Here is a 19973-nt window from a genome sequence, read left to right as displayed (position 1 = left end):
CATGTATCAAAAAAAGTCTACGCTCATAGTAGGCTTTTTCATTTGCTTGCAATAACCAGCTTATAGAACGTGCATTCTGTTATGTCCTCTGTTAAAATAAGGATATCATGAAACGGGGAGGGGATACCATGCATTCATCGGTTACTTTTTTGCATGCAGCTGATTTGCATTTAGACAGTTTATTTAAAGGGTTAAGGCATATTCCGGCAAATATATTTAAAGAAATTCAAGAGAGTACGTTTACCGCTCTGAATCATTTAGTTGATAAAGCGATTGAGCACAGGGTAGACTTTGTTTTATTAGCAGGCGACTTATACGATCATGAATCACAAAGCTTAAAAGCACAAATAAGACTGCGACGTGCTTTTGAACGGCTGGCAGATGAAAATATTGCTGTATTCTTATCGTATGGAAACCATGATTTTATAAAAGGTGATTCCTTTGATGTGGAATATCCTGATAATGTACATATTTTTCCTGGCGAATCTGTAACATCCATTCCTTTTTATAAAAAGGGCGAGCCGGCTGCAGCTATATATGGGTTCAGCTATGAAAACAGGGCAGTATATGACAATAAATCTTCAGAGTATGAACCGGCAGATGGGGAATTTCCATTTCATATTGCTATGCTGCATGGCAGTGTAGCAACAAATACAGAGCATGATAGCTATGCGCCATTTCAGCTTAAGGATCTGTTAAATAAACAGATGGACTACTGGGCATTGGGTCATATACATAAACGGCAGCAGCTCCATACAAACCCTCCCATTATTTATCCCGGCAATATACAAGGCAGGCACCGGAAAGAAACTGGAGAAAAGGGATGTTATCTTATTACTTTGGACAAACATCAGGTCAAACAAACATTTTTACCCCTCCAGGCAATCCGTTATGAAGAAGCAGAGGTGGATATTCAGGACTGCCTTACACCGTCCCAGGCCGAAAAAGAAATTATGAGACAATTGCCGAAATACAGTGAACCCAGCTTATTGTATTTAAAAATAACAGCTAAAGAAAAGGAAACGCTCACGCTGGATGAAGTAATGGTGCAGGAATTAATCGAAGTGATAAATGAAGCATTAGTTGAGGCTTTTCCATGGCAGTATATTTATCATTATAAAATTATCCTGGAAGAGGAGTCATCTCAGCTGGCAGATGCTTTTTTAAAAAATATATTAGCAGAATCTGATACGGCATTTATTCGGGAAGGGATAAACGAAATCTATCAACATAAGGATGCCCGAAGGTTTTTATCCTCTTTGTCAGATGAAGAGGAGCAGGCTATCCAAGCAGATGCATACAGGTTGCTGAATAAACTGTTACGGAAGGAGCGGGCAAAGTGAAAATAAAGGAAATAACAATTTACGGGTTTGGCAGGTGGGTTGACCAGACATTTTCCTTTTCTAATTCGCACCTGATAACGCTTCTTGGCAATAATGAATCTGGAAAAACAACCTTGCATCAATTTATTTTATATATGCTTTTCGGAATGACCAAGAAGAAAGGTGATTTTTATCGTCCAAAGACAAGCAGCAAGCTTGGAGGAAGAATGGTCATCGAACACTCTTCTGAAGGGATGATTATCATTGAACGATTGGAAGCCTCGGAAATCAGGTGCTTTGGCAGCGACGGGGAGGAAAGAGGCCCATCCTGGTTTAGTGATCTGTTGGGAAATGTGAATAAAGAAACTTTTCAATCCATTTATTCCTTTTCCGATCAGGACTTAGCGGTATTAGAGGGGATGAAAGAGTCGGATCTGAGTGAGCTCCTATTAAGTGTCGGCTTAACAGGCTCAGCAGCGATTTATAATGTGGAGAAGAAGCTTACGTCTGAGTTACAAAAGCAATTTAGACCATCCGGGACAAAACCGGTTATTAATGAAAAATTACGTGAGCTGCGTGTAAAGGATAAACAGGCAGCAGAAAGCAAGCAGCTGGAAAAATCCTATAAAGAGCAGATAGAAAAAATGCATGCACTGGAAAAAAAATATATCTTAAAAAAAGAGCAGATTGCAGTAACAAATGAGCAGCTGGAAAAAGAAAAACAGCTGGAAAAAATCCTTCCCATTCGGAAAGAAATGCTGCGTATTTCAAAGGAACTGCAAGCGCTGGCAGATGTTCGTGATTTTTCATTGGATAATCAGGAGCAGATCGAGACGTTACATGCAGATATGAGTCATGTTGATAGAGAGCTCAGATCCCAGCAGACTGCAATAGATACCTATACCGAAAAAATGAAAAATCTGGAATCAATTTCTCTCCCAGATAAGGAAAAAGAGCAATTAAACCAATTCTTAAATCAAAAATCGGAAATAGCATTAATGATAGAACGTCAAAAAACCTTAAAGCAGGACTATAACTATAAGACCCGTGAAATAGCGGAGATGATTCAGGAGAAGCAGGTTCATATTACCATGGATGATTTAGAACAGCTGGATTTGCCGTTTTATCTTGAAAAAGAATGGGCAGTGCTGCGGAAAGAGCGGGAAAGTATCCACGAGAACTTGGCTGATAATATGCGGCAAAAAGAGCAGCTTATCCAAGAGCAGCTGAGAATCCAGACAGAATGTAAGGCTGTAGAAAAAGAATTGCTTGCAGATGTGCATGTAGAAGAATTACAACAGCGAATAAATGCTTATCAACAGACAAATAATCTGGATAAAACGCAGCAAAGGTATATGGACCAGATGCTTAATCAAATGCTTCAGGAGAAGCTGAAGCAAGCAAGATTCGTTGTCATTATCGGGGTTATGGTAGCCTTGGGAGCAGCTTTGATCGGGTACACTGGAAACATGCCCTGGTTATATTTATTAAGCCTTGCTAGTGTAGTTGGGGTATATTATTATCGACGTGTACAACAGCAGGATATCAAAAATATAAAGCAGGAGCAGGAAAGCTGGCAGACAAATCAATCAGAACCTGAAACCGATGTAACGGAAGCGGAATATTTAGAGGCACAGGAAATTCTAAAAGAGCAGCAAGCCTTGCACAGGCAGATGCATAATTTAAAAGCTGCATTACAACAAATAATTAGTCAGATCGAGGTAAATGAAGCAGTACGATATGATTTAACAGAGCAAAAGCAAAGACTAGAGGAGCGTATCGTCAGCCAGCAAAAGCAGTTTCCGTTTTTACAAGCTGTCGATGTTTTTTATTGGCAGGATATCTATCACTTGCTGCAAAAACTGCTTCAGCTGACCAATGAAAAGAATAAATTAAAAAAGGAATTAGATAGAGTCAAAGAACGAATAAGTACATTTTCTGCTCAGGTTAAGAAGTGGTTTGAACAACAAAATGGGGCGGCCAGTGAGATAAGTTTGGAAGAGATGATGCTTACATTAGAGAAGATACAGCAACAGGAGCAGCGGTATCAGTATGAGCGCGGGCAGCTTGCCCAATGGATAAAAGATGTACAAAATAAACAGTCAGTGCTAACCCAAAAGAAACAGTATTATAAAGAGGAGCTGGATAAGCAATTAAAAGCAGCAGGAGCAGCGTCTGTAGAGATTTATGCTGAGAAGAAAGCAAGGAAAGAAGATTATAATAAATTGGATGCCCGCCAGGAGGAACTGAAAGAAAGAATCGATATCATGCTTCCGGAAAAATGGCAGCAGAAATGGACAGAGGAGTCATTGGAATTTGATAACCATTATAAAAATATAAAAGACCAGGAGCTGGCATTAGCAGATTACGAAGAAGAATTAGAACAATTAAAAAGTCAGCAGGCAGAACAGAAATTACGCATTGAACAGCTGGAATCAGCGGAGGACATATCCTTACAGATGCATCAACTGGCAATGGGAAAGGAAGAATTAGAGGATTTAGCCAAGAATTGGGCTGTACAAAAAACAGCTTTACGGATGCTCACTGCTGCAAAAAAACAATACAAGGATACCTATTTGACTCTTGTAATGGAGGCTGCACAAATATATTTTAAAGAGATTACTAGAAATCAATATGATACAATATACTCACCAGCAGCGGAACAGCCTTTTCAGGTAGAAAACAGTAAGACGAAACAGCGGTTTCGTATCGAGGAGCTTTCCCAGGGTACAAGAGATCAGCTATATATATCCTTGAAACTTGCGATTAATGAAGTGATGGCCAAAACATCCGGCTTGCCATTTCTTATGGATGATGCTTTTGTGCATTTTGACAGGGAACGTACAGAGAGCATGCAACAGGTATTAAAACGGTTGTCTGAGAATCAGCAGGTCTTATTATTTACATGTCACAGGGAGCTGGCTCAGGCGGTCAATGGAGAAGTAATTATTCTTGATTGATGCGATGCTTGATTTGGGAGGAGGAAGAAAATGAAAAAAGGAATTGCAAATTTAACAGTCGGGGATAAATTTGAAGGGTTTTTATTAATAAAGGAAGCTACCAAGGGCACCACGAGCAATGGAAAACCATTTTTAACATTAATGCTGCGGGATGAGTCTGGTGAGCTGGAGGCCAAGCTTTGGGATGCCACCAAAGAGGACGCAGAGAATTTGATTGCTGAGCAGATTATTCATGTGACAGGAGATATTAATCAATTCCGCGGCAAAAATCAATTACGGATACATGCGATTCGCTTATCACAGGCTACGGATCAGGTACAGGTAAGCGACTTTGTCGGCAAGGCTCCATTAGGAAAAGAGGAGCTCGGTGCCAAGCTGACAGAAGCCATTTTTGAAATGAAAAACCCTACTTTACAACGTATAGTACGTGGTTTTGTGAAAAAATATCAGCATGAATTACTTATCTATCCGGCTGCTGCGAAAAATCATCATGATGTAGCATCCGGGCTGGCGTATCATATTGTCAGTATGCTGGGGATTGCACGTCAGCTTCATGAGCTGTATCCTTCCATTAATAAAGATTTACTATATGCAGGCATCATTCTTCATGATATTGGAAAAATAAAAGAACTATCCGGTGTTGTATCAACAACATATACACTGGAAGGCAAGCTGCTTGGCCATATTACGATTATGGTAGAGGAAATAGCAGAAATGGCTAAGGAATTGCAGGTAGAAGACAAAGAGGAAGTGCTTATTTTACAGCACATGATTTTAAGTCATCATGGTAAAGCGGAATGGGGCAGCCCAAAGGCTCCAATGATCAGAGAAGCTGAGCTGCTGCATATTATTGATTTAATTGATGCGAAAATGAATATGCTGGATAAAGCTTTGGACAAGGTGCAGCCAGGTGAATTTACAGAGCGTCTCTTTGCAATGGAAAACCGCTCTTTTTACAAGCCTTCTTTTGAATAAATTTAACAGTGAATCCAACAGATGAAAGTAAAGATGATGTCATTTTCTATGAACTTGTTCATATATATTTAGTAAGGAGTGGACAAGGGGGATGTAAGATGAGCTCGATTCCAATTTGGGTTTTTGCAGTGATTCTGTTAATTTTATTCAGCGGATATATGGCAGTACGTGCATTTTTAGCTGAAAGAAAGCTGGACAGGCAGTTTATTGAACGTGAAGGTAAAATATATATGGAACGCATTCAAAAGGAGCGGATGAAAAGAAGAGAGCAATAAAGCAGCTGCATAAACACGATACTATTCACATTGCCAATGAATAATATCGTGTTTTCTGTTGGAAAAACAGGATTGCCAAATAACAGAATGTATTCGAGGCTTACTATTTGTTTGAAGGGGAGGTCTATAGAAGAGGAGAAAACGAACCAGGGGTTTGAACACGAACGATAACAAAATAAAAACAATCACATGCATTATGGCAGTGATTGTTTTTATTTTGACGTATCTACGAATATTAGTATTTATTACTCAGCAGATTCTTCAGAAGGAGCTTCTTCAAATAAATCCTCAAGTCCATCTGCTGAAATATCTACATTAGCTTCTTCGATAAGACTTTGAAGTTTTGCTTGGATATCTTCTTGATTTGCCTGTTGAAGAACCAGGTCACTTCTTATTTGATCTTTTAATTCCTCAAAGTCACCGATGGACTCTTCTTTTTCGCGTACATCATTTACTTTAATGATGTGAAAGCCAAATTGAGATTGTACCGGATCACTAATGTCACCTGGCTCCATAGAGAATGCTGCGTCTTCAAATTCAGGAATCATGTCACCGGTAGAGAAGTAACCAAGATCACCGCCATCTTCTGCACTGCCATCTGTAGAGTATTCTGCAGCAAGGTCTTCAAATTCTTCTCCATCATCTAATTTCTTGACTACCTCATTAGCGGTTTCTTCATCCTCTACAAGGATATGCTGAGCTTCTACTTCTGTATTCATTCTATCGTATTGCTCCTGCAGGTCTTCCTCCGTGATTTCCATATCTTCAGAAATAGCGGCTTCTTGCAGCATTCCTACATAAACCAGATTTCTGAGCTCTTCTTCATCACCAAATTGCTGTGCAACCATAGAGTCGAACTGTTCTTCACCCAGTTCACTTTTCATGCTTTCAATTTCGTCATCTATTTGACTGTCTGTTACTTCGTATTTGTCCTCCAGAACTTTTATTGTAATAAGCTCCTCCAGAACAGCTTGACCGTTACGATCTTTTAATTCTTCATAAAATTCTTCTTTTGTAATATCGCCAGCATCTGTTGATGCAACTACTTCACCGTCTGAAGAGTTACATGCAGCTAGTGCAAGTACGCTTGCAGATATTGTTGCAGCTAATGTCCATTTCTTCATATCTGATATACACTCCTACTCTTTCCTAATCTTACTTTTATTGTTTACCATGATTAATAATATATCATACTTTTCTCATTCAAATCATTATTTTCAACATTTTACTTAAAAATCACATTAAACTGTCACATTTAAAACACGTAGATAAGAACAAACAAGCATGGCTACTAATATCATATTTGTAACCCGATCCATTCTTTCTGATTTCTGCTTGGAAAGCTCCATCTTTGCGCTCAAAGCGCTAATCATGACGTTGAAGATAAGTAATATAAAAAAACCAAAAATAATATAAAAGATAGCCATGTTCAATTTACGCCCCTTTACAATAATGATACCCCTCTAACTCTATCAAAAACAATCACTGTTGAACAGTGATACAGCAAAACTTGATGGAGCAGGATAGTTTACCGGCTAAAAGATAACAATAAAGAAAGCCTTCACCAGCGGTAATTTGCCAGCAAAAGCTTTCTTTTTATCACAGCATGAGTGTCGGTAATTTCCCCTGCTAACAACAGAAAAATCACTTTATAAGTATGAGGGGAAAACGGAGCACTACATTTCCTGATTGGTTCAACTAAAATTTAACGGGAAAAACCCGCCCGCTAAATTAAGTTTCACCGTATCACAGCATGAGTGTCCGTAATTTCCCCTGCTAACAACGAGAAAAATCACTTTATGAGTATGGGGGAAAAACGGAGCACTACATCTCCTGATTCACTCAGCTATTATTTACTGGGGTAAATGCGAACCCGGTAAATAAAGCTTTGTTTTATGAATTGGCATTTGTGTTTTTAAGTTTTTCTTCTAATTCACGAATACTTGATTCAATTTGTTCCAGTGATTGATGGATATTTTCCTGCTGAGGCTCTACAGCAGTTTTCCAATCTTCAACGGATTTTCGCATTTCTTCTGTCAGCTCTTTAACTAAAACAGCACCTTCTTTAGAAGTTCGAAGCAGCTGTTCTTTCAAGCGGATACTGTCTTCTTTTAGATTCATCAATAATTCTTTTAATTCTAAGGATTGACTTTTTACTCTTTGACGAACATCCTTACCTGATTCAGGTGTGCTTAATAGTGCAATACCAGCACTGACAGATGCTCCAACGATAAATCCCAGGGTTAATGATTTTTTCTTAGACATAATAGGAAACGCACTCCTTTCTTCTTTCACATATACCTTTTCCTTTTACTATATGTACTTAAACATGCTCCTGTAAAGTAAATGTTTATGTATAGTATAGGAAATAGAATCATTTTCTGCTAGTATGAATGTTTTCTACTCCCTTTATTCTAACACAAAATGGACGGGATAGGATAAATATGCTTTGTTTCTTAAAGAAAACTTAGCAAGTCAAGCCTGATAGCGCAGGATGGATCGCCTTCGTTGCGCTTATACTTGGTACTTTAAAATTTTTACTGCGCCGAATTACTTCCAAGCTAAAATTTTTTACTTTTCTAACGTGTAAAGAAAAAAGCATTCGCTCCAATTTAAAATGGAACGAATACTTTGGAAGACGGGAAGGGAATCATATTTTTCTCCCTTCCTCCTGCATTAAACCGTAGCTGCTTTACTTCGTTTCATAATCCCCTCTACAATTGGATAAACAACCAAAATAATGACTGTATTCATAACTGCTGCCGGAAGAACGACAGCTGCTAATAAAGCTGAAAAACCGCCTTCTAAGAATCCGATGAAGAATAGGGCTATTGATAAAAAGATAATGCCGCTGATAAGTGTGCCCACAAAAGTTAATGCTGCTGCTGTGGCTTTTGTGTTCATGTGCTTTCTTACCAGTAAAAATAATAAAAAGAAAGCAAATGCTGTTAACGGTTTATCAATTAGATTGGCAATTTGTCCTCCCGGAGCTGCTGTTGTTAAAGCAGAAATGGCTCCAGTTGCAAACGCAAGCAGAAGAACATAGTTCCACTTCGGAAATAAAATAATTCCTAAAAACATCATCGCCAGCATCATATCAGGCTTTACTCCAAATAATAGCGGGGGCATAATAAAATGCAGCACGGTTCCGATACTCACCAAAAGAGCGAGTACAGTTAAAATTTTTGTCTTCATTACTTAACTCTCCTCTGCTTTTCTAAACTCAGCTTTCCGGTTGTGCGCTCACCGCCAGCCGCGAAAGGTTACAGTCAGTATATCAAATACATTAAAAAATAAAAAGAATGAAATGAACCAGATTTACTGCTTGATTTGTCCGCTAATTGCTTTTGCAACAGCCTGTAAATCGTCTGATGTATAATCCTCTGTATGCGTTATCCAGTTTGGTGTATAACCATCTCCATCGCCGTAACGAGGAATTAAATGAATGTGCAGGTGGAACACAGACTGTTCAGCTGCTGCTTCATTATTATTGAGCAGGTTGATTCCTAACGGCTGATACGCATCACGTATAGCGTTGGCAATAACGGGTATTTTGCTGAATAATTCCTTTGCCACTTCTGGCGGAGTTTCATAAATATTTTTCGTGTGTTCTTTCGGGATAACAAGGGTATGACCTTTTGTTACTTGACTGATATCCAGAAAAGCATAAACCTTTTCATCCTCGTAAACTTTAGCAGAGGGGATATCCCCGTCAATTATCTTGCAAAAAATACAATCTTCATGTGCCATACTTTCTTCCTCCTTAACTATTTTAAATGAATTCTTTTATCTATTGTATAGAGTTGGACCGGGTAAAGTAAAGCATTCTACATTAAACCTTTTAGAAACACTGCAAAAATCTTCCCGTAATTTGTAGAACAGTTCATTTTGGAATATTTTCCGAATGATGATAAAATCTAAAGTAATGAAAGAAGGAGGTTGACAAGGTGAGCCCTTTATTACATATTGAAAACTTATACGGAGGCTATACTCATAAAAATGTGCTGCATGATATATCATTTGATTTAAACAAAGGAGAAATCGTCGGACTGATCGGGTTAAATGGTGCTGGGAAAAGTACCACGATTAAGCACATTATCGGATTAATGCATCCAAAGAAAGGGAAGGTGCTTGTACAGGGGAAAAGCTTTCAGGATGATCCGGGAGCATATCGTAATCAGATGGCATACATTCCAGAAATGCCAATCCTGTATGATGAGCTGACCTTGTACGAGCATCTTAAGCTGACAGCAATGGCTTATGGCATTGAAGAAGAGGTGTTTGAGCGAAGGCTGCCTAAGCTTTTAAAGGAATTCCGGCTGGAAAAGAAATTAAACTGGTTTCCAGTCCATTTTTCCAAAGGGATGCGGCAGAAGGTCATGATTATGTGTGCTTTTCTGATTGAACCGCCGCTTTATATCGTTGATGAGCCGTTTGTCGGCCTGGACCCGTTAGGTATTCAATCTTACCTGCAAATGATGGACTCCATGAAAAAGCAGGGGGCAGGTGTATTAATGTCCACGCATATTTTGGCAACAGCTGAAAGGTACTGTGATCGTTTTATTATTTTACATGATGGAGAATTGCGGGCAGAAGGAACGCTGGAAGAGCTTCGTAGAGAGTTCCAGATGCCGGCTGCGACATTAGATGATTTATATGTTCAGCTGACAAAGGAAGATGATCATGTTTGATTCTCATGCTTTTTATAAAAAACGTTTATCTGCACATGTGAAAAATTTAAGCAGGTATTTAAAATATATGTTTAACGGGCATATTGCATTTGCGATGCTATTTTTCACAGCTGCAACAGCATATTATTATCAGCAGTGGCTTGAACAGCTGCCGGAGAATTTCCCGACCGGGATAATCATGGGAAGTGCACTAGGGCTGCTAATCAGCTATAATCCGATCCGGACATTGCTGCAGGAGCCGGACCTGGTATTTCTTACTGCCGCTGAACAGCGAATGGGAGCGTATTTCCGAAATAGCATTATGTATAGCTTTATCATTCAGATGTATCTGATTGTATTGGCCGCAGCTGCCTTTGGTCCACTATATTTTACAAGCTTTAACGGGCGGGCTGGAAGTGTATACCTTGTCACCATTTTCTTATTTCTTATTTTAAAAGGAATGAACATGCTGACTAACTGGAATATGATGAAGGCGCGGGATAAGAATCTGCGAACAGTGGATTTAACAGCGCGGACACTGCTTAATATCGTGACAGCTTATTTTGTTGTAGAAGGACAAGCTTTATTTGCTGTGATAACGATCGTGCTGCTGCTTCTTATTATCGTATATGATTTTATTGTAGCAGCAAAACAGCCGGGAATTTTTTGGGAACTGTTAATAGACAAGGACCAGAGCAGCCAGCAATCCTTTTACCGTATTGCCAATTTATTTGCAGATGTTCCACATTTGAAAAATAGGGTGAAAAGAAGAGAGTGGCTGATAAAAACCTTTATCAGCAGAATTCCATTTGAGCGGCCTGCTGCCTATGATTATTTATACCAGATTTCCTTTTTGCGCAGTGGGGATTATTTAGGAATGTATATACGGCTCGTAATCATTGGAGGTATTTTTATCTGGATTATTCCAAATGTCTGGATAAAAATATTGTTTGCTATTTTGTTTATATATTTAAGTCTATTTCAAATGATGGCTCTTTACCAGCATCACCGTACACAAATGTGGCTGGATCTTTATCCGCTAAATCCAGGCTTAAAACAAACAGCGGTTATGAAAATTATTCGCAAGCTTGGCTACGTGCAGTCATTTGTATTTACATTTTTATTTATTTTTCAGCTGGAGTGGCTGGGGAGCGGGATCATATTAATTGGCGGTCTTACCTTTGTATGGGGCTATATTAGATTTTATGTAAAGCCTAAATTAGATGAAGTATAAAAACAAGCTGACGGCAGAATGATTTCCGTCAGCTTATTTTAGTTAGAGAAAAATGAAATATTGTATAATTATATGTTTTTTTGAGCACACACTTAAAGAGCTTCTTTTGCTTGTTCCTGATAGGCTAAGTAAATATTGGCAAATGCTTTTGCAGCAATTACCATGGAACGCTCATCAATATCAAATTTTGGATGATGATGCGGATAATCATTCCCTTTCAGATTAGCACCTGTCAGGAAGAAAGATCCTGGTTTTTCTAATAAATAGTAGGCAAAATCTTCTCCTACCATTAATGGTTCCGTAATCGCAGCGATATCTACACCTTCAATGGATTTTGTTGCTTCCAGGACAAGATTTGTCTGTTCCGGATGGTTGATAACTGGCGGGTATCCTTTAACATAGTCGAACTGATAGGAAGCATCGAAAGAATCGCAAATGCCTTTTAAAATTCGGTCCATTTCCTGAATGATTTTCTCCTGCACAGCTATATCGAAATGTCTGACGGTTCCAACTAATTTTGACTGGTCGGCAATGATATTAAAGGCATTTCCGGCTTCAAAAATACCGATAGAGATAACGGCAGAAGTTAGCGGACTTAACCGCCTGCTTACAATCTGCTGGAACCCGGAGACGATCTCCGAACCAATCACAATTGCATCCTTTGTATCCTGGGGAATGGCGCCGTGTCCGCCCTGACCCTGAATCGTAATTTCAAATCGGTCTGTGCCTGCCATAATAGCCTGATGAGTCGAATAGATACTGCCAAGCGGTAAGGTTGCCCATAAGTGCGTACCAAATACAGCATCTACATCTTTTAAAGTACCAGCTTCAACGATTGGCTTTGCCCCGCCCGGAGCATATTCCTCTGCATGCTGATGAATAAAAACAATGGTTCCTTCCAGTTCATTTTGGAACTGCAGCATCACCTTGGCAAATGTAAGCAGGATAGCTGTATGTCCATCATGCCCGCAAGCATGCATGACACCGGGAACCTGTGATTTGTAAGGAACATCCTTCTCATCCTGAATAGGCAGGGCATCAAAATCAGCGCGAAAAGCAACAGTTTTTCCCGGCTTTGCTCCTTTCAGCGTGGCAACAACACCATTTCCGCCAACATTTTTTTCATAAGGAATACCTAATTTTTCATAATAATCTGCAATGTATTTAGCGGTTTTCGTTTCTTGAAAGGATAGTTCCGGATGCTGGTGCAAGTACCTGCGGATGTCTACCATTTCGTTATATGTGTTATCAATGAGTGAATGAATTGCTGATAACATGTTAATCACCTCTTCAGATTGATAGCTTTGAGAGTAAAAAGAAATGCAATCTCTTCCATTATAGCATTAATCCATAGTACTGTAGAGTAAAATACTTCGAGAGTTGAAATGTTTGGCGTAAATAAAAACCATGAGGGGGATCACCTCATGGATAACAAAATATATTTATTGTTTTTTAATGAATACGTGGGTCTTCTAATAATCTTTCAATTTCTTCTTTATGGTGTGTTTCATCAGAAATTAAATCCTCCAATTTAACCACAAGCTCTGTTAAACCCAGCTCTTCAGCTTGTGCTTTTCTTTTTTCATAGCGTTCAATCGTATCTGCTTCTGATTGCAAAGCCGCCTTCAATAAATCAACAACTTGTGCAGGCTGTGGCACGGGAGCCGCCGTTGTCGTCGGTGTACCGCCAAGCGATTTAATTTTTTCTGATAAGTAAAGTGCATGACCTAATTCGTCTGTAATTTCTGATTCAAAGAATGGTTTTAAAGCTGATCTGTATAGTCCGGAAACAACAGATGCGCTATACGTATATTGAATCGCAGCAGCATATTCATTCGATAAATCTTCATTTAATCCATCAATTAATTCTTGTAGTTTTGCATCCATTTCTTCATCACCCTTTTTATGACTTTTCTTTTTCTTTTATTTATATTTCCCATTGTTATTTTTTCCAAACCTGTATAGCATAATTATAGAGAGCGAAAAAGGAGAGGTTGCATGAAAAATAGATCAGCATCCGTTTTATGGAGCATATGGTTAGTGGCATTTTTACTAAGTATCGTCTGGGTCATACAAATCAGGCTGGAGGTACTTCCTTATACTGATCAATGGACAAGGGAAGTTGTTACCCTTGTTCATGGAACTGGTATATATGATTTTTTTCGTGCAGTTACAGAGTTAGGGTCTTCGCATGTGCTTATCCCGATAGCTGTTACAGCCGCGATAGCTGTCATGCTTTTATATAAGCGTTGGTATCCAGGGTTACTGCTCTTAGGAGGTTCGTTATTTGCTCATTTATTGAATGTATGGATCAAGCAGCTGGTAGCCAGAGAAAGGCCAAGTATTTCTGCTGCTCTCAATGCAGAGGGCTTCAGTTTTCCATCCGGACATAGTATGATTCCCATGGTTTGCTATGGATTGATGGCTTATTTATTATGTAAAAAAATTCGTTCAGAAAAAATAAAGCTGGCTGTACAGATTGTATTAGGAACGCTCGTATGTTTGATTGGAATCAGCCGCTTTTTTATTAATGTGCATTATCTAACGGATATTGTTGCCGGATTTACGGTTGGCTTTACGCTGCTTTGTTTATATATACGTATGGACAGAGAGATCTCAGACCTGAGACGGAGGAGAAAACATTCTAAAGAAGGTTCTTTGTAAATTGCTTTTTGAAGTAAAATGGAAGCAGAGAGAGAAAGGAGTTGATAAAACGCATGAAAAGAGTTTTATCCTATTTTATAGCAATTTGTTTTATTTGGGTTGGAATAATGATTATTGTAAACAGTTTAAATATAGATGGTTTTGAATTAAAGTTTGGCTGGAAATATATTTATCCGTTATTCTTTGTTGCTGCCGGAGCAGTGCTGCTAGGTTCAGCTATTATTAAAAATCGGGGAAGCTGGATGATAGGTACCTTCTTGCTTGTTTTTGGGGGGCTTTTGTTAGCAGGTCGTTTTGGCGTAGTCGACTTTACATTTTGGAGTGTGTTTAAGCTTTGGCCAATGATTCTGATTTTCATGGGAATAAGTTTATTCCGTGGCGTTCATTTTTATTTAGGTCGTATTAATAGAGCAGGAAAAGGAAGAAAGTGGAGAGAAAATAATAAAGGGTTTTACACCCAGTCAGATAAAAGAGAGACAGTGTTTAGCATAGGTGATATGGAGAAGAAGGGTAACTGGAATCTGGAGACAATGCATATAAATACATTGGCTGGCAGTTTTTATCTGGATTTAACGGATGCGTATATTCCGGATGAAGAAACAGAAATATCGATTCGCTCGATGGCAGGGGATGTTACAATGCTTATCCCGGAAGAAGTGGAATTTCAGGCACATGCAACGGCTAAGGCAGGGGACATAAAGATTCTGGACGAAGAATCAACAGGGATTAACACGGAAGTATTTTATGAAACAGATCAGTACGAAAGTGCTACTAAAAAATTACACATTGTCTTACGATTAAAGGCAGGCTCTATTCGTATTGACCGGGTTTAAAGGAGGACAGGTAATGAAACAGCGATGGAAAAGTGTCCGGTACAGCTTTATTAAATTGCATCTATACCATTTATTTTTAACAGCTTGTATCCTGCTGGCAATTATTCTATCTTTATATGTTATTTGGGAGCCTGTATGGTTAACAGCACAAAGTATCTTTTTATTTATCGGTCTGTATATGGTTATCGGCTTTATTTTATCCTTACAGGCAGGATTTACACAAATCGGAAACTTTTTAAAGGTTCGTTTAGATGCCATCTCCATTCAAATCAAGCAATATGCCAATGGAAATTATACTTCTAAAATTTCGAAGGCTCATGAAGAGATAGACGAGACAGATCGGATCATTGATGAGCTTAATGATTTAGGGGACAAATTACAACGCCAGGTCCAGTCATTACAGCGAATGGCTGATGAAAAAGCAGATTATGCGAAATCAGCACATAAAGCCGCAGTTATTGAGGAAAGACAGCGGATTGCCCGCGACCTTCATGACGCTGTCAGTCAGGAACTCTTTGGGCTGGCGATGCTGTCCGAAACAGCATTAAAGCTGTTTGATAAAAATCCGGCCGTTGCAAAGGAGCAGATGCAGGAGGCAGTGCATTCAGCTCATCAGGCACAAGCAGAAATGCGTGCATTATTACTTCATTTACGACCGGTTTATCTTACAGGTGGCGAGACACTGGAAGAAGGTGTGCAAAAATTAATAGATGCTTTGGAACAGAAAAGTAATCTGACATTCCAAATTGATATTGATGAAAGATTACATTTAAAAGAAGTCGTTGAGGAACATCTGTTTCGAATTGTTCAGGAATCTTTATCCAATATACTTCGGCATGCGAATGCAAATACTGTTCAAATTGAAATTAAACGAAAGCAGGAAGAAATATTTGTCCGGATTGAAGATGATGGAGTAGGATTTGAAACAGAAAATCAACAGAATAATAAAGCCTCCTATGGATTGAAAACAATGAAAGAACGCTGTGAGGAGTTAGGTGGAACGTTTACCATCCGTTCGAAAAAAGGGCAGGGTACATACATTTATATTCGAATTCCTAACCAGGGGAGTTAGCAAAGGGGAGAATGTGTTATGATTCGTGTTATTGTAGTTGATGATCATGATGTTGTACGAAAAGGGGTTATTTCTTTTTTACAGACAGAGGATGATATAGAGGTTGTGGGGCAGGCTGACAGTGGCTTTGAAGGGGCTAAGCTGGTTATCGAGGAGCAGCCGGAAGTTGTGCTGATGGATTTAATTATGGAAAATGGGAACGGGATAGAAGCGACCAAGCAAATCATAGCATCCCACCCGGCCTGCAAGGTTATTATTTTGACATCCTATTACGATAATGAACAGGTTATCCCTGCACTGGAGGCTGGAGCGTTCAGCTATATATTAAAAACGTCCAATGCACAGGAAATCGCTGATGCTGTACGAAAAGCTGCCAAAGATGAAAATGTGATTGAGCCGAAAGTTGCCAGTAAGATGATGAGCCGTTTTCGCTCCCCGGTTAAAAAACCTCACGAAGACCTTACCGAGCGGGAACTGGAGGTGCTTTTGTGTATTGGAGACGGGATGACGAATCAAGAAATCAGTGAAAAACTCTACATTGGGATTAAAACGGTCAAAACGCATGTGAGCAGTATTTTAAGCAAACTGGAAGTGAATGACAGAACCCAAGCTGCTGTTTACGTACACCGCAATCAATTGTTTAAAGTAACGGAAGATTGATAGAAGCATATCAGGAAGTAAAGGTATGTTGTTCGCATAAAAAGGTTGTCCGCAAATAAAGGGAGCAACCTTTTTATTTATCGCAGTGTAACTGGCTGGGACTGGGGCTGCGATTACTCGCCCCATCGAAGAGCTTTTGTAAGCCTCCCACTTCAAGAATGGAGGGAATCTGAAAATTCTAAGCAGTAGATCAAACAGCCAGTAACGGCCCGATTCGTTCGGGTCTACAGGATGTAGGTCACAAAGGCTTTGTGACACGCGAACTTAGCCTGTGTTCCTTATTCAGAGGGGGATGAAAGAATAACTCCTCTGAATAAAGTTTCACTTTATAATGAAATTTTATTCTTCTTTCTCATGCATATGACCCGAAATCACGAACGGACGGTCCATAAAGTAGCTTGGCTGCTTTGCCTTTTGAGAATCATGCGCTTTTTTAAATTGATCAGAGTTTTTCCAGTTCTCAAAGTCGGAAAATGATTTCCATTGTGTCAAAACGACATATTTACTCGTCTTTTCCTGACGTAAAAAACGCCATGCCTGAAAGCCTTCCATCTCTTCAATGCCGCTGTCACTATGCTTCATTCGATATTCGAAAGTGGAACTGCTATCCTCAGAAACCGGGAGGTGGTTCATCACAACATATCCTTCTTTTGATAATTTGCCGACGGATTTTAATATTTCAAAGCATTGTCCGGCTGTAAAAATGTTTTTAGAGCTATTTTCATAGTAGGCAATCCCGCCATCATTACTGGCAATAAAGTAAAAATCAATATTTGCATGCTTCCGCTCTAACGTTTCCAAAAAATTGATCGTTCCTCTTGACATAAATGCTTTCATAAAATTTCCTCCTTGTTATGGATCATCTAAAACAGCCTTTATTATTAAATTGTACACAAATACAAATAATATTGAAAACAATATCCTTTTGTCGAATGCCCACGGAATTTAAGGGTGTCTATTCTTTATCAAAAGATAAGAATGGCGTATAATATAGGGGTACATGCTACTTGAGGTGAGCTTATGAGAAGTGAACGAAGAAATGAAAGAAGAAGCGAAAAGCGAAATGAAAGAAGAAAAAAACAGAAGAATGTTTTTCGACAAAAGATAAAGTGGTTTGGAGTGGCAGTTGCTGCCGTTTTTATCCTGCTGTTAAGCGGCTATGGTCTGCTTATTTTAGGCGGAAAGATGATTGCAGATGAAGATGATTTACTGCTGGATTTAACGACCACCATTCGCACGGAAGACGGAGAAGTGATTAGGACGTTATATAACGAGAATAGGGAATATATTTCGGTAGATCATATCCCGGATCATGTTTTGCAGGCATTTATTGCTGTAGAGGATCGCCGTTTCTATGAACATCAGGGTATTGATTTACAATCGATCGGCCGGGCTGTTTATCGTGATATTATAGCGAGGAGTAAGGTGGAAGGGGGCAGTACCATTACACAGCAACTATCTAAAAACCTGTTTCTTTCAAACGATAAATCCTGGTCCAGAAAAATAAAAGAGATGATGGCATCTCTTTACCTGGAACGGACGATGAGTAAAGATGACATATTAGAGCTATATGTGAATCAGGTCTATTTTGGTGAAGGGATATATGGTTTGCAACGGGCTTCCGAATATTTCTTTTCAAAAGATGTCGATGATTTAACGATTTCCGAAGGGGCATTGCTTGCCGGATTGATGAAGGCTCCTAATGGGTATTCGCCGTTAAATCATCCCGACAAAGCAGCAGAGCGCCGGAATGTCGTCCTGATGACAATGGAATCAGCCGGCTTTATTGATCAGGAAACACGTATTGCTGAACAGGAAAAAGGATTGGGAATAAATCTGACAGAAGAAGAAAGAGGAACCAACCCCTGGGTGGACAGCTATGTTGATATAGCGATTAAAGAAGCAGCGGAAAAGCATGATTTAAGCTTTGCTGAGCTGCAAAGCGGGGGCTATGAAATCACGGTTTATATGAATGATGATTTTCAACAGATTGCTTACCAGAACTTTCAGGAGGATGCATTTTTCCCAGGTAATACAGAAGGGATAGAAGGCGCCTTTGTTATGCTGGATAAAAATAATGGGCATATTATATCTGCTATTGGCGGGCGCAACTATACTTTTGGGGATTTAAACCGGGCAAATGTACAGCGTCAGCCGGGATCAACCTTTAAACCGGTTGCCGTCTATGCACCTGCACTGATGCAGGAAGATACGTATAATCCGTATACGATTATTCCGGATCAATATATGGAAGAGTATGAAGTAACTAATGTCAGTGGAGAATATAAGAATAATATTACCATTTATCAAGCTATTGTAGAATCAACAAATACCTCTGCTGTCTGGCTGCTGGATGAGATTGGTATAGATAACGCCAAATCATATCTGGAAAAAATGGATATGCCGATTGATGATAAGGGGCTGTCCATTGCATTAGGAGGATTAGAAAAAGGTGTTACACCGCTGCAAATGGCGCAAAGCTATCAGACCTTTGCAAATGATGGAAGTATGTCAAAAGCAACGGCTATCGCAGAGATTAAAGACCGTAACGGCGAGATTATTTATCAGTCCGAAACAAGAAATAAAGAAGTATTTACACCGCAGGTTGCCTGGGATATGACAGAAATACTTAAAGAGACTGTCCGGTCGGGAACAGCAAGTGCGGGCTATTACGGGAAAGAACTTGCAGGTAAAACAGGAACAACACAGCATCCGTTTGTAGATGGAGCGACAAAGGATGCCTGGTTTGTAGGTTATTCGCCAGACTATGTTACGGCGATGTGGATGGGGTATGATCAATCAGACGCAAATCATTATTTAACCGGCGGCAGCTCTTATCCTACGTCGTTAACCAAAAAAATATTGACAGAAATTGATAATCAGACAGGTTCCGCATTAACAGCAGCCTTTGAAATGCCAGAAGGTGTAGAGCCGTTGCCGGAGCCAATTGATTTACCAGTTATTGAGCATGTAGATGCAAGCTATACCTTTGGCGGCTTTGCCCTGTTAAAAGGAAAGCTTACTTGGCAGGGAGCTGAAGATGACCGAGTTATCTATCGTATCTACAAGGAAGAAGATGGTCAAGATGAGCTGGTAGGAGAGGTAGAAGGTGAAACAGAATTTATCGTTGACGATGTCTGGTTCCGTAATGAAACGTACTATGTTGTACCAGTTGACCCTATTACGAATTTAGAAGGGTCTCATTCAGCATCTGTATCCTTCTTTTGATAGGACGTAGTTGAAGACCTTTTTAGAAGAAATATTTTCTTAGAATAATTATAAAATGAGACAATTTAATGACAAACAGT

General features: G+C 39.3%; 19 protein-coding genes. 11 read left to right on the top strand and 8 right to left on the bottom strand.

Translation table 11 applies throughout. The features are described 5' to 3' along the window. The first annotated feature begins 128 nt into the window (after positions 1 to 128). From FLK20_RS02115 to FLK20_RS02100, 4 genes are all read left to right on the top strand, one after another. Positions 129 to 1343, top strand: coding sequence for a metallophosphoesterase family protein (locus FLK20_RS02115; protein WP_152654904.1), 1215 nt, complete (start codon positions 129 to 131; stop codon positions 1341 to 1343). Continuing rightward, complete coding sequence (locus tag FLK20_RS02110) at positions 1340 to 4282, top strand: AAA family ATPase (RefSeq protein WP_152654903.1); 2943 nt, start codon at positions 1340 to 1342, stop codon at positions 4280 to 4282. Before FLK20_RS02115 ends, FLK20_RS02110 begins: the two co-directional genes overlap by 4 nt. 30 nt (positions 4283 to 4312) lie before the next feature. Then, on the top strand, positions 4313 to 5257 hold the full coding sequence (gene yhaM / locus FLK20_RS02105) for a 3'-5' exoribonuclease YhaM (RefSeq protein WP_152654902.1): 945 nt from the start codon (positions 4313 to 4315) through the stop codon (positions 5255 to 5257). 98 nt (positions 5258 to 5355) lie between these two features. Continuing rightward, positions 5356 to 5532, top strand: coding sequence for a sporulation YhaL family protein (locus tag FLK20_RS02100; protein WP_152654901.1), 177 nt, complete (start codon positions 5356 to 5358; stop codon positions 5530 to 5532). A gap of 245 nt (positions 5533 to 5777) precedes the next feature. On the opposite strand, the gene FLK20_RS02095 is transcribed toward FLK20_RS02100, so the two are convergent. The 5 genes from FLK20_RS02095 to FLK20_RS02075 form a co-directional block, all read right to left on the bottom strand. Then, complete coding sequence (locus FLK20_RS02095) at positions 5778 to 6656, bottom strand: peptidylprolyl isomerase (RefSeq protein WP_152654900.1); 879 nt, start codon at positions 6654 to 6656, stop codon at positions 5778 to 5780. 117 nt (positions 6657 to 6773) lie between these two features. Further along, positions 6774 to 6959, bottom strand: coding sequence for a hypothetical protein (locus tag FLK20_RS02090; protein WP_152654899.1), 186 nt, complete (start codon positions 6957 to 6959; stop codon positions 6774 to 6776). Positions 6960 to 7425: 466 nt separating this feature from the next. After that, on the bottom strand, positions 7426 to 7797 hold the full coding sequence (locus FLK20_RS02085; RefSeq protein ID WP_152654898.1) for a YtxH domain-containing protein: 372 nt from the start codon (positions 7795 to 7797) through the stop codon (positions 7426 to 7428). A gap of 411 nt (positions 7798 to 8208) precedes the next feature. Next, the gene (locus FLK20_RS02080) at positions 8209 to 8727 is read right to left on the bottom strand and encodes a tryptophan transporter (protein ID WP_152654897.1); all 519 of its coding nucleotides are present in this window, start codon (positions 8725 to 8727) and stop codon (positions 8209 to 8211) included. A 123-nt stretch (positions 8728 to 8850) separates the two neighbouring features. Next, positions 8851 to 9282, bottom strand: a complete 432-nt coding sequence (locus FLK20_RS02075; protein WP_152654896.1) for an HIT family protein — start codon at positions 9280 to 9282, stop codon at positions 8851 to 8853. A 197-nt stretch (positions 9283 to 9479) separates the two neighbouring features. Between FLK20_RS02075 and FLK20_RS02070 the strand changes: the two genes are divergently transcribed. Further along, complete coding sequence (locus FLK20_RS02070) at positions 9480 to 10223, top strand: ABC transporter ATP-binding protein (RefSeq protein ID WP_152654895.1); 744 nt, start codon at positions 9480 to 9482, stop codon at positions 10221 to 10223. Next, the gene (locus tag FLK20_RS02065) at positions 10216 to 11436 is read left to right on the top strand and encodes an ABC transporter permease (RefSeq protein ID WP_152654894.1); all 1221 of its coding nucleotides are present in this window, start codon (positions 10216 to 10218) and stop codon (positions 11434 to 11436) included. The genes FLK20_RS02070 and FLK20_RS02065 overlap by 8 nt, the downstream gene beginning before the upstream one ends. A 92-nt stretch (positions 11437 to 11528) precedes the next feature. Here the strand turns inward: FLK20_RS02065 and FLK20_RS02060 are convergent, their stop codons facing one another. Next, positions 11529 to 12713, bottom strand: a complete 1185-nt coding sequence (locus FLK20_RS02060; RefSeq protein WP_152654893.1) for a M20 family metallopeptidase — start codon at positions 12711 to 12713, stop codon at positions 11529 to 11531. A gap of 175 nt (positions 12714 to 12888) precedes the next feature. Further along, on the bottom strand, positions 12889 to 13323 hold the full coding sequence (locus FLK20_RS02055) for a ferritin-like domain-containing protein (protein ID WP_152654892.1): 435 nt from the start codon (positions 13321 to 13323) through the stop codon (positions 12889 to 12891). Positions 13324 to 13434: 111 nt separating this feature from the next. Here FLK20_RS02055 and FLK20_RS02050 point away from each other — a divergent pair, with 111 nt between their 5' ends. The 4 genes from FLK20_RS02050 to FLK20_RS02035 are packed head-to-tail and all read left to right on the top strand — an operon-like array spanning position 13435 to position 16665. Continuing rightward, positions 13435 to 14100: a phosphatase PAP2 family protein gene (locus FLK20_RS02050; RefSeq protein WP_152654891.1), complete on the top strand. Its 666-nt coding sequence runs from the start codon at positions 13435 to 13437 to the stop codon at positions 14098 to 14100. A 53-nt stretch (positions 14101 to 14153) separates the two neighbouring features. Continuing rightward, complete coding sequence (gene liaF, locus FLK20_RS02045; RefSeq protein ID WP_152654890.1) at positions 14154 to 14933, top strand: cell wall-active antibiotics response protein LiaF; 780 nt, start codon at positions 14154 to 14156, stop codon at positions 14931 to 14933. A 13-nt stretch (positions 14934 to 14946) separates the two neighbouring features. Beyond that, positions 14947 to 16005, top strand: coding sequence for a sensor histidine kinase (locus tag FLK20_RS02040; RefSeq protein WP_152654889.1), 1059 nt, complete (start codon positions 14947 to 14949; stop codon positions 16003 to 16005). 18 nt (positions 16006 to 16023) lie between these two features. Further along, entirely contained in the window at positions 16024 to 16665 is a 642-nt protein-coding gene (locus FLK20_RS02035; RefSeq protein ID WP_152654888.1) for a response regulator, read from the top strand. A 339-nt stretch (positions 16666 to 17004) separates the two neighbouring features. Here FLK20_RS02035 and FLK20_RS02030 read toward each other — a convergent pair whose 3' ends face one another. Then, positions 17005 to 17502 carry an antibiotic biosynthesis monooxygenase family protein gene (locus FLK20_RS02030; protein WP_152654887.1) on the bottom strand — a complete coding sequence of 166 codons (498 nt, stop codon included), beginning with the start codon at positions 17500 to 17502 and terminating at the stop codon, positions 17005 to 17007. 183 nt (positions 17503 to 17685) lie between these two features. Here FLK20_RS02030 and FLK20_RS02025 point away from each other — a divergent pair, with 183 nt between their 5' ends. Continuing rightward, entirely contained in the window at positions 17686 to 19893 is a 2208-nt protein-coding gene (locus FLK20_RS02025) for a transglycosylase domain-containing protein (protein WP_152654886.1), read from the top strand. Positions 19894 to 19973: the final 80 nt, after the last annotated feature.

The sequence above is a fragment of the Oceanobacillus sp. CFH 90083 genome (assembly GCF_009389585.1).
Taxonomy (GTDB): Bacteria; Bacillota; Bacilli; order Bacillales; family Amphibacillaceae; genus Oceanobacillus.
This window is presented reverse-complemented; position numbering and strand designations above follow the sequence as displayed.

What these genes read in the sequence shown, in the direction of transcription:
- FLK20_RS02035 (WP_152654888.1), top strand. Translation starts at nt 16,024, where the DNA reads ATGATTCGTGTTATTGTAGTTGATGATCATGATGTTGTACGAAAAGGG.
- FLK20_RS02060 (WP_152654893.1), bottom strand. Translation starts at nt 12,713, where the DNA reads ATGTTATCAGCAATTCATTCACTCATTGATAACACATATAACGAAATG.
- FLK20_RS02115 (WP_152654904.1), top strand. Translation starts at nt 129, where the DNA reads ATGCATTCATCGGTTACTTTTTTGCATGCAGCTGATTTGCATTTAGAC.
- yhaM (WP_152654902.1), top strand. Translation starts at nt 4,313, where the DNA reads ATGAAAAAAGGAATTGCAAATTTAACAGTCGGGGATAAATTTGAAGGG.
- FLK20_RS02040 (WP_152654889.1), top strand. Translation starts at nt 14,947, where the DNA reads ATGAAACAGCGATGGAAAAGTGTCCGGTACAGCTTTATTAAATTGCAT.
- FLK20_RS02090 (WP_152654899.1), bottom strand. Translation starts at nt 6,959, where the DNA reads ATGGCTATCTTTTATATTATTTTTGGTTTTTTTATATTACTTATCTTC.
- FLK20_RS02055 (WP_152654892.1), bottom strand. Translation starts at nt 13,323, where the DNA reads ATGGATGCAAAACTACAAGAATTAATTGATGGATTAAATGAAGATTTA.
- FLK20_RS02095 (WP_152654900.1), bottom strand. Translation starts at nt 6,656, where the DNA reads ATGAAGAAATGGACATTAGCTGCAACAATATCTGCAAGCGTACTTGCA.
- FLK20_RS02100 (WP_152654901.1), top strand. Translation starts at nt 5,356, where the DNA reads ATGAGCTCGATTCCAATTTGGGTTTTTGCAGTGATTCTGTTAATTTTA.
- liaF (WP_152654890.1), top strand. Translation starts at nt 14,154, where the DNA reads ATGAAAAGAGTTTTATCCTATTTTATAGCAATTTGTTTTATTTGGGTT.
- FLK20_RS02075 (WP_152654896.1), bottom strand. Translation starts at nt 9,282, where the DNA reads ATGGCACATGAAGATTGTATTTTTTGCAAGATAATTGACGGGGATATC.
- FLK20_RS02080 (WP_152654897.1), bottom strand. Translation starts at nt 8,727, where the DNA reads ATGAAGACAAAAATTTTAACTGTACTCGCTCTTTTGGTGAGTATCGGA.
- FLK20_RS02025 (WP_152654886.1), top strand. Translation starts at nt 17,686, where the DNA reads ATGAGAAGTGAACGAAGAAATGAAAGAAGAAGCGAAAAGCGAAATGAA.
- FLK20_RS02085 (WP_152654898.1), bottom strand. Translation starts at nt 7,797, where the DNA reads ATGTCTAAGAAAAAATCATTAACCCTGGGATTTATCGTTGGAGCATCT.
- FLK20_RS02050 (WP_152654891.1), top strand. Translation starts at nt 13,435, where the DNA reads ATGAAAAATAGATCAGCATCCGTTTTATGGAGCATATGGTTAGTGGCA.
- FLK20_RS02030 (WP_152654887.1), bottom strand. Translation starts at nt 17,502, where the DNA reads ATGAAAGCATTTATGTCAAGAGGAACGATCAATTTTTTGGAAACGTTA.
- FLK20_RS02065 (WP_152654894.1), top strand. Translation starts at nt 10,216, where the DNA reads ATGTTTGATTCTCATGCTTTTTATAAAAAACGTTTATCTGCACATGTG.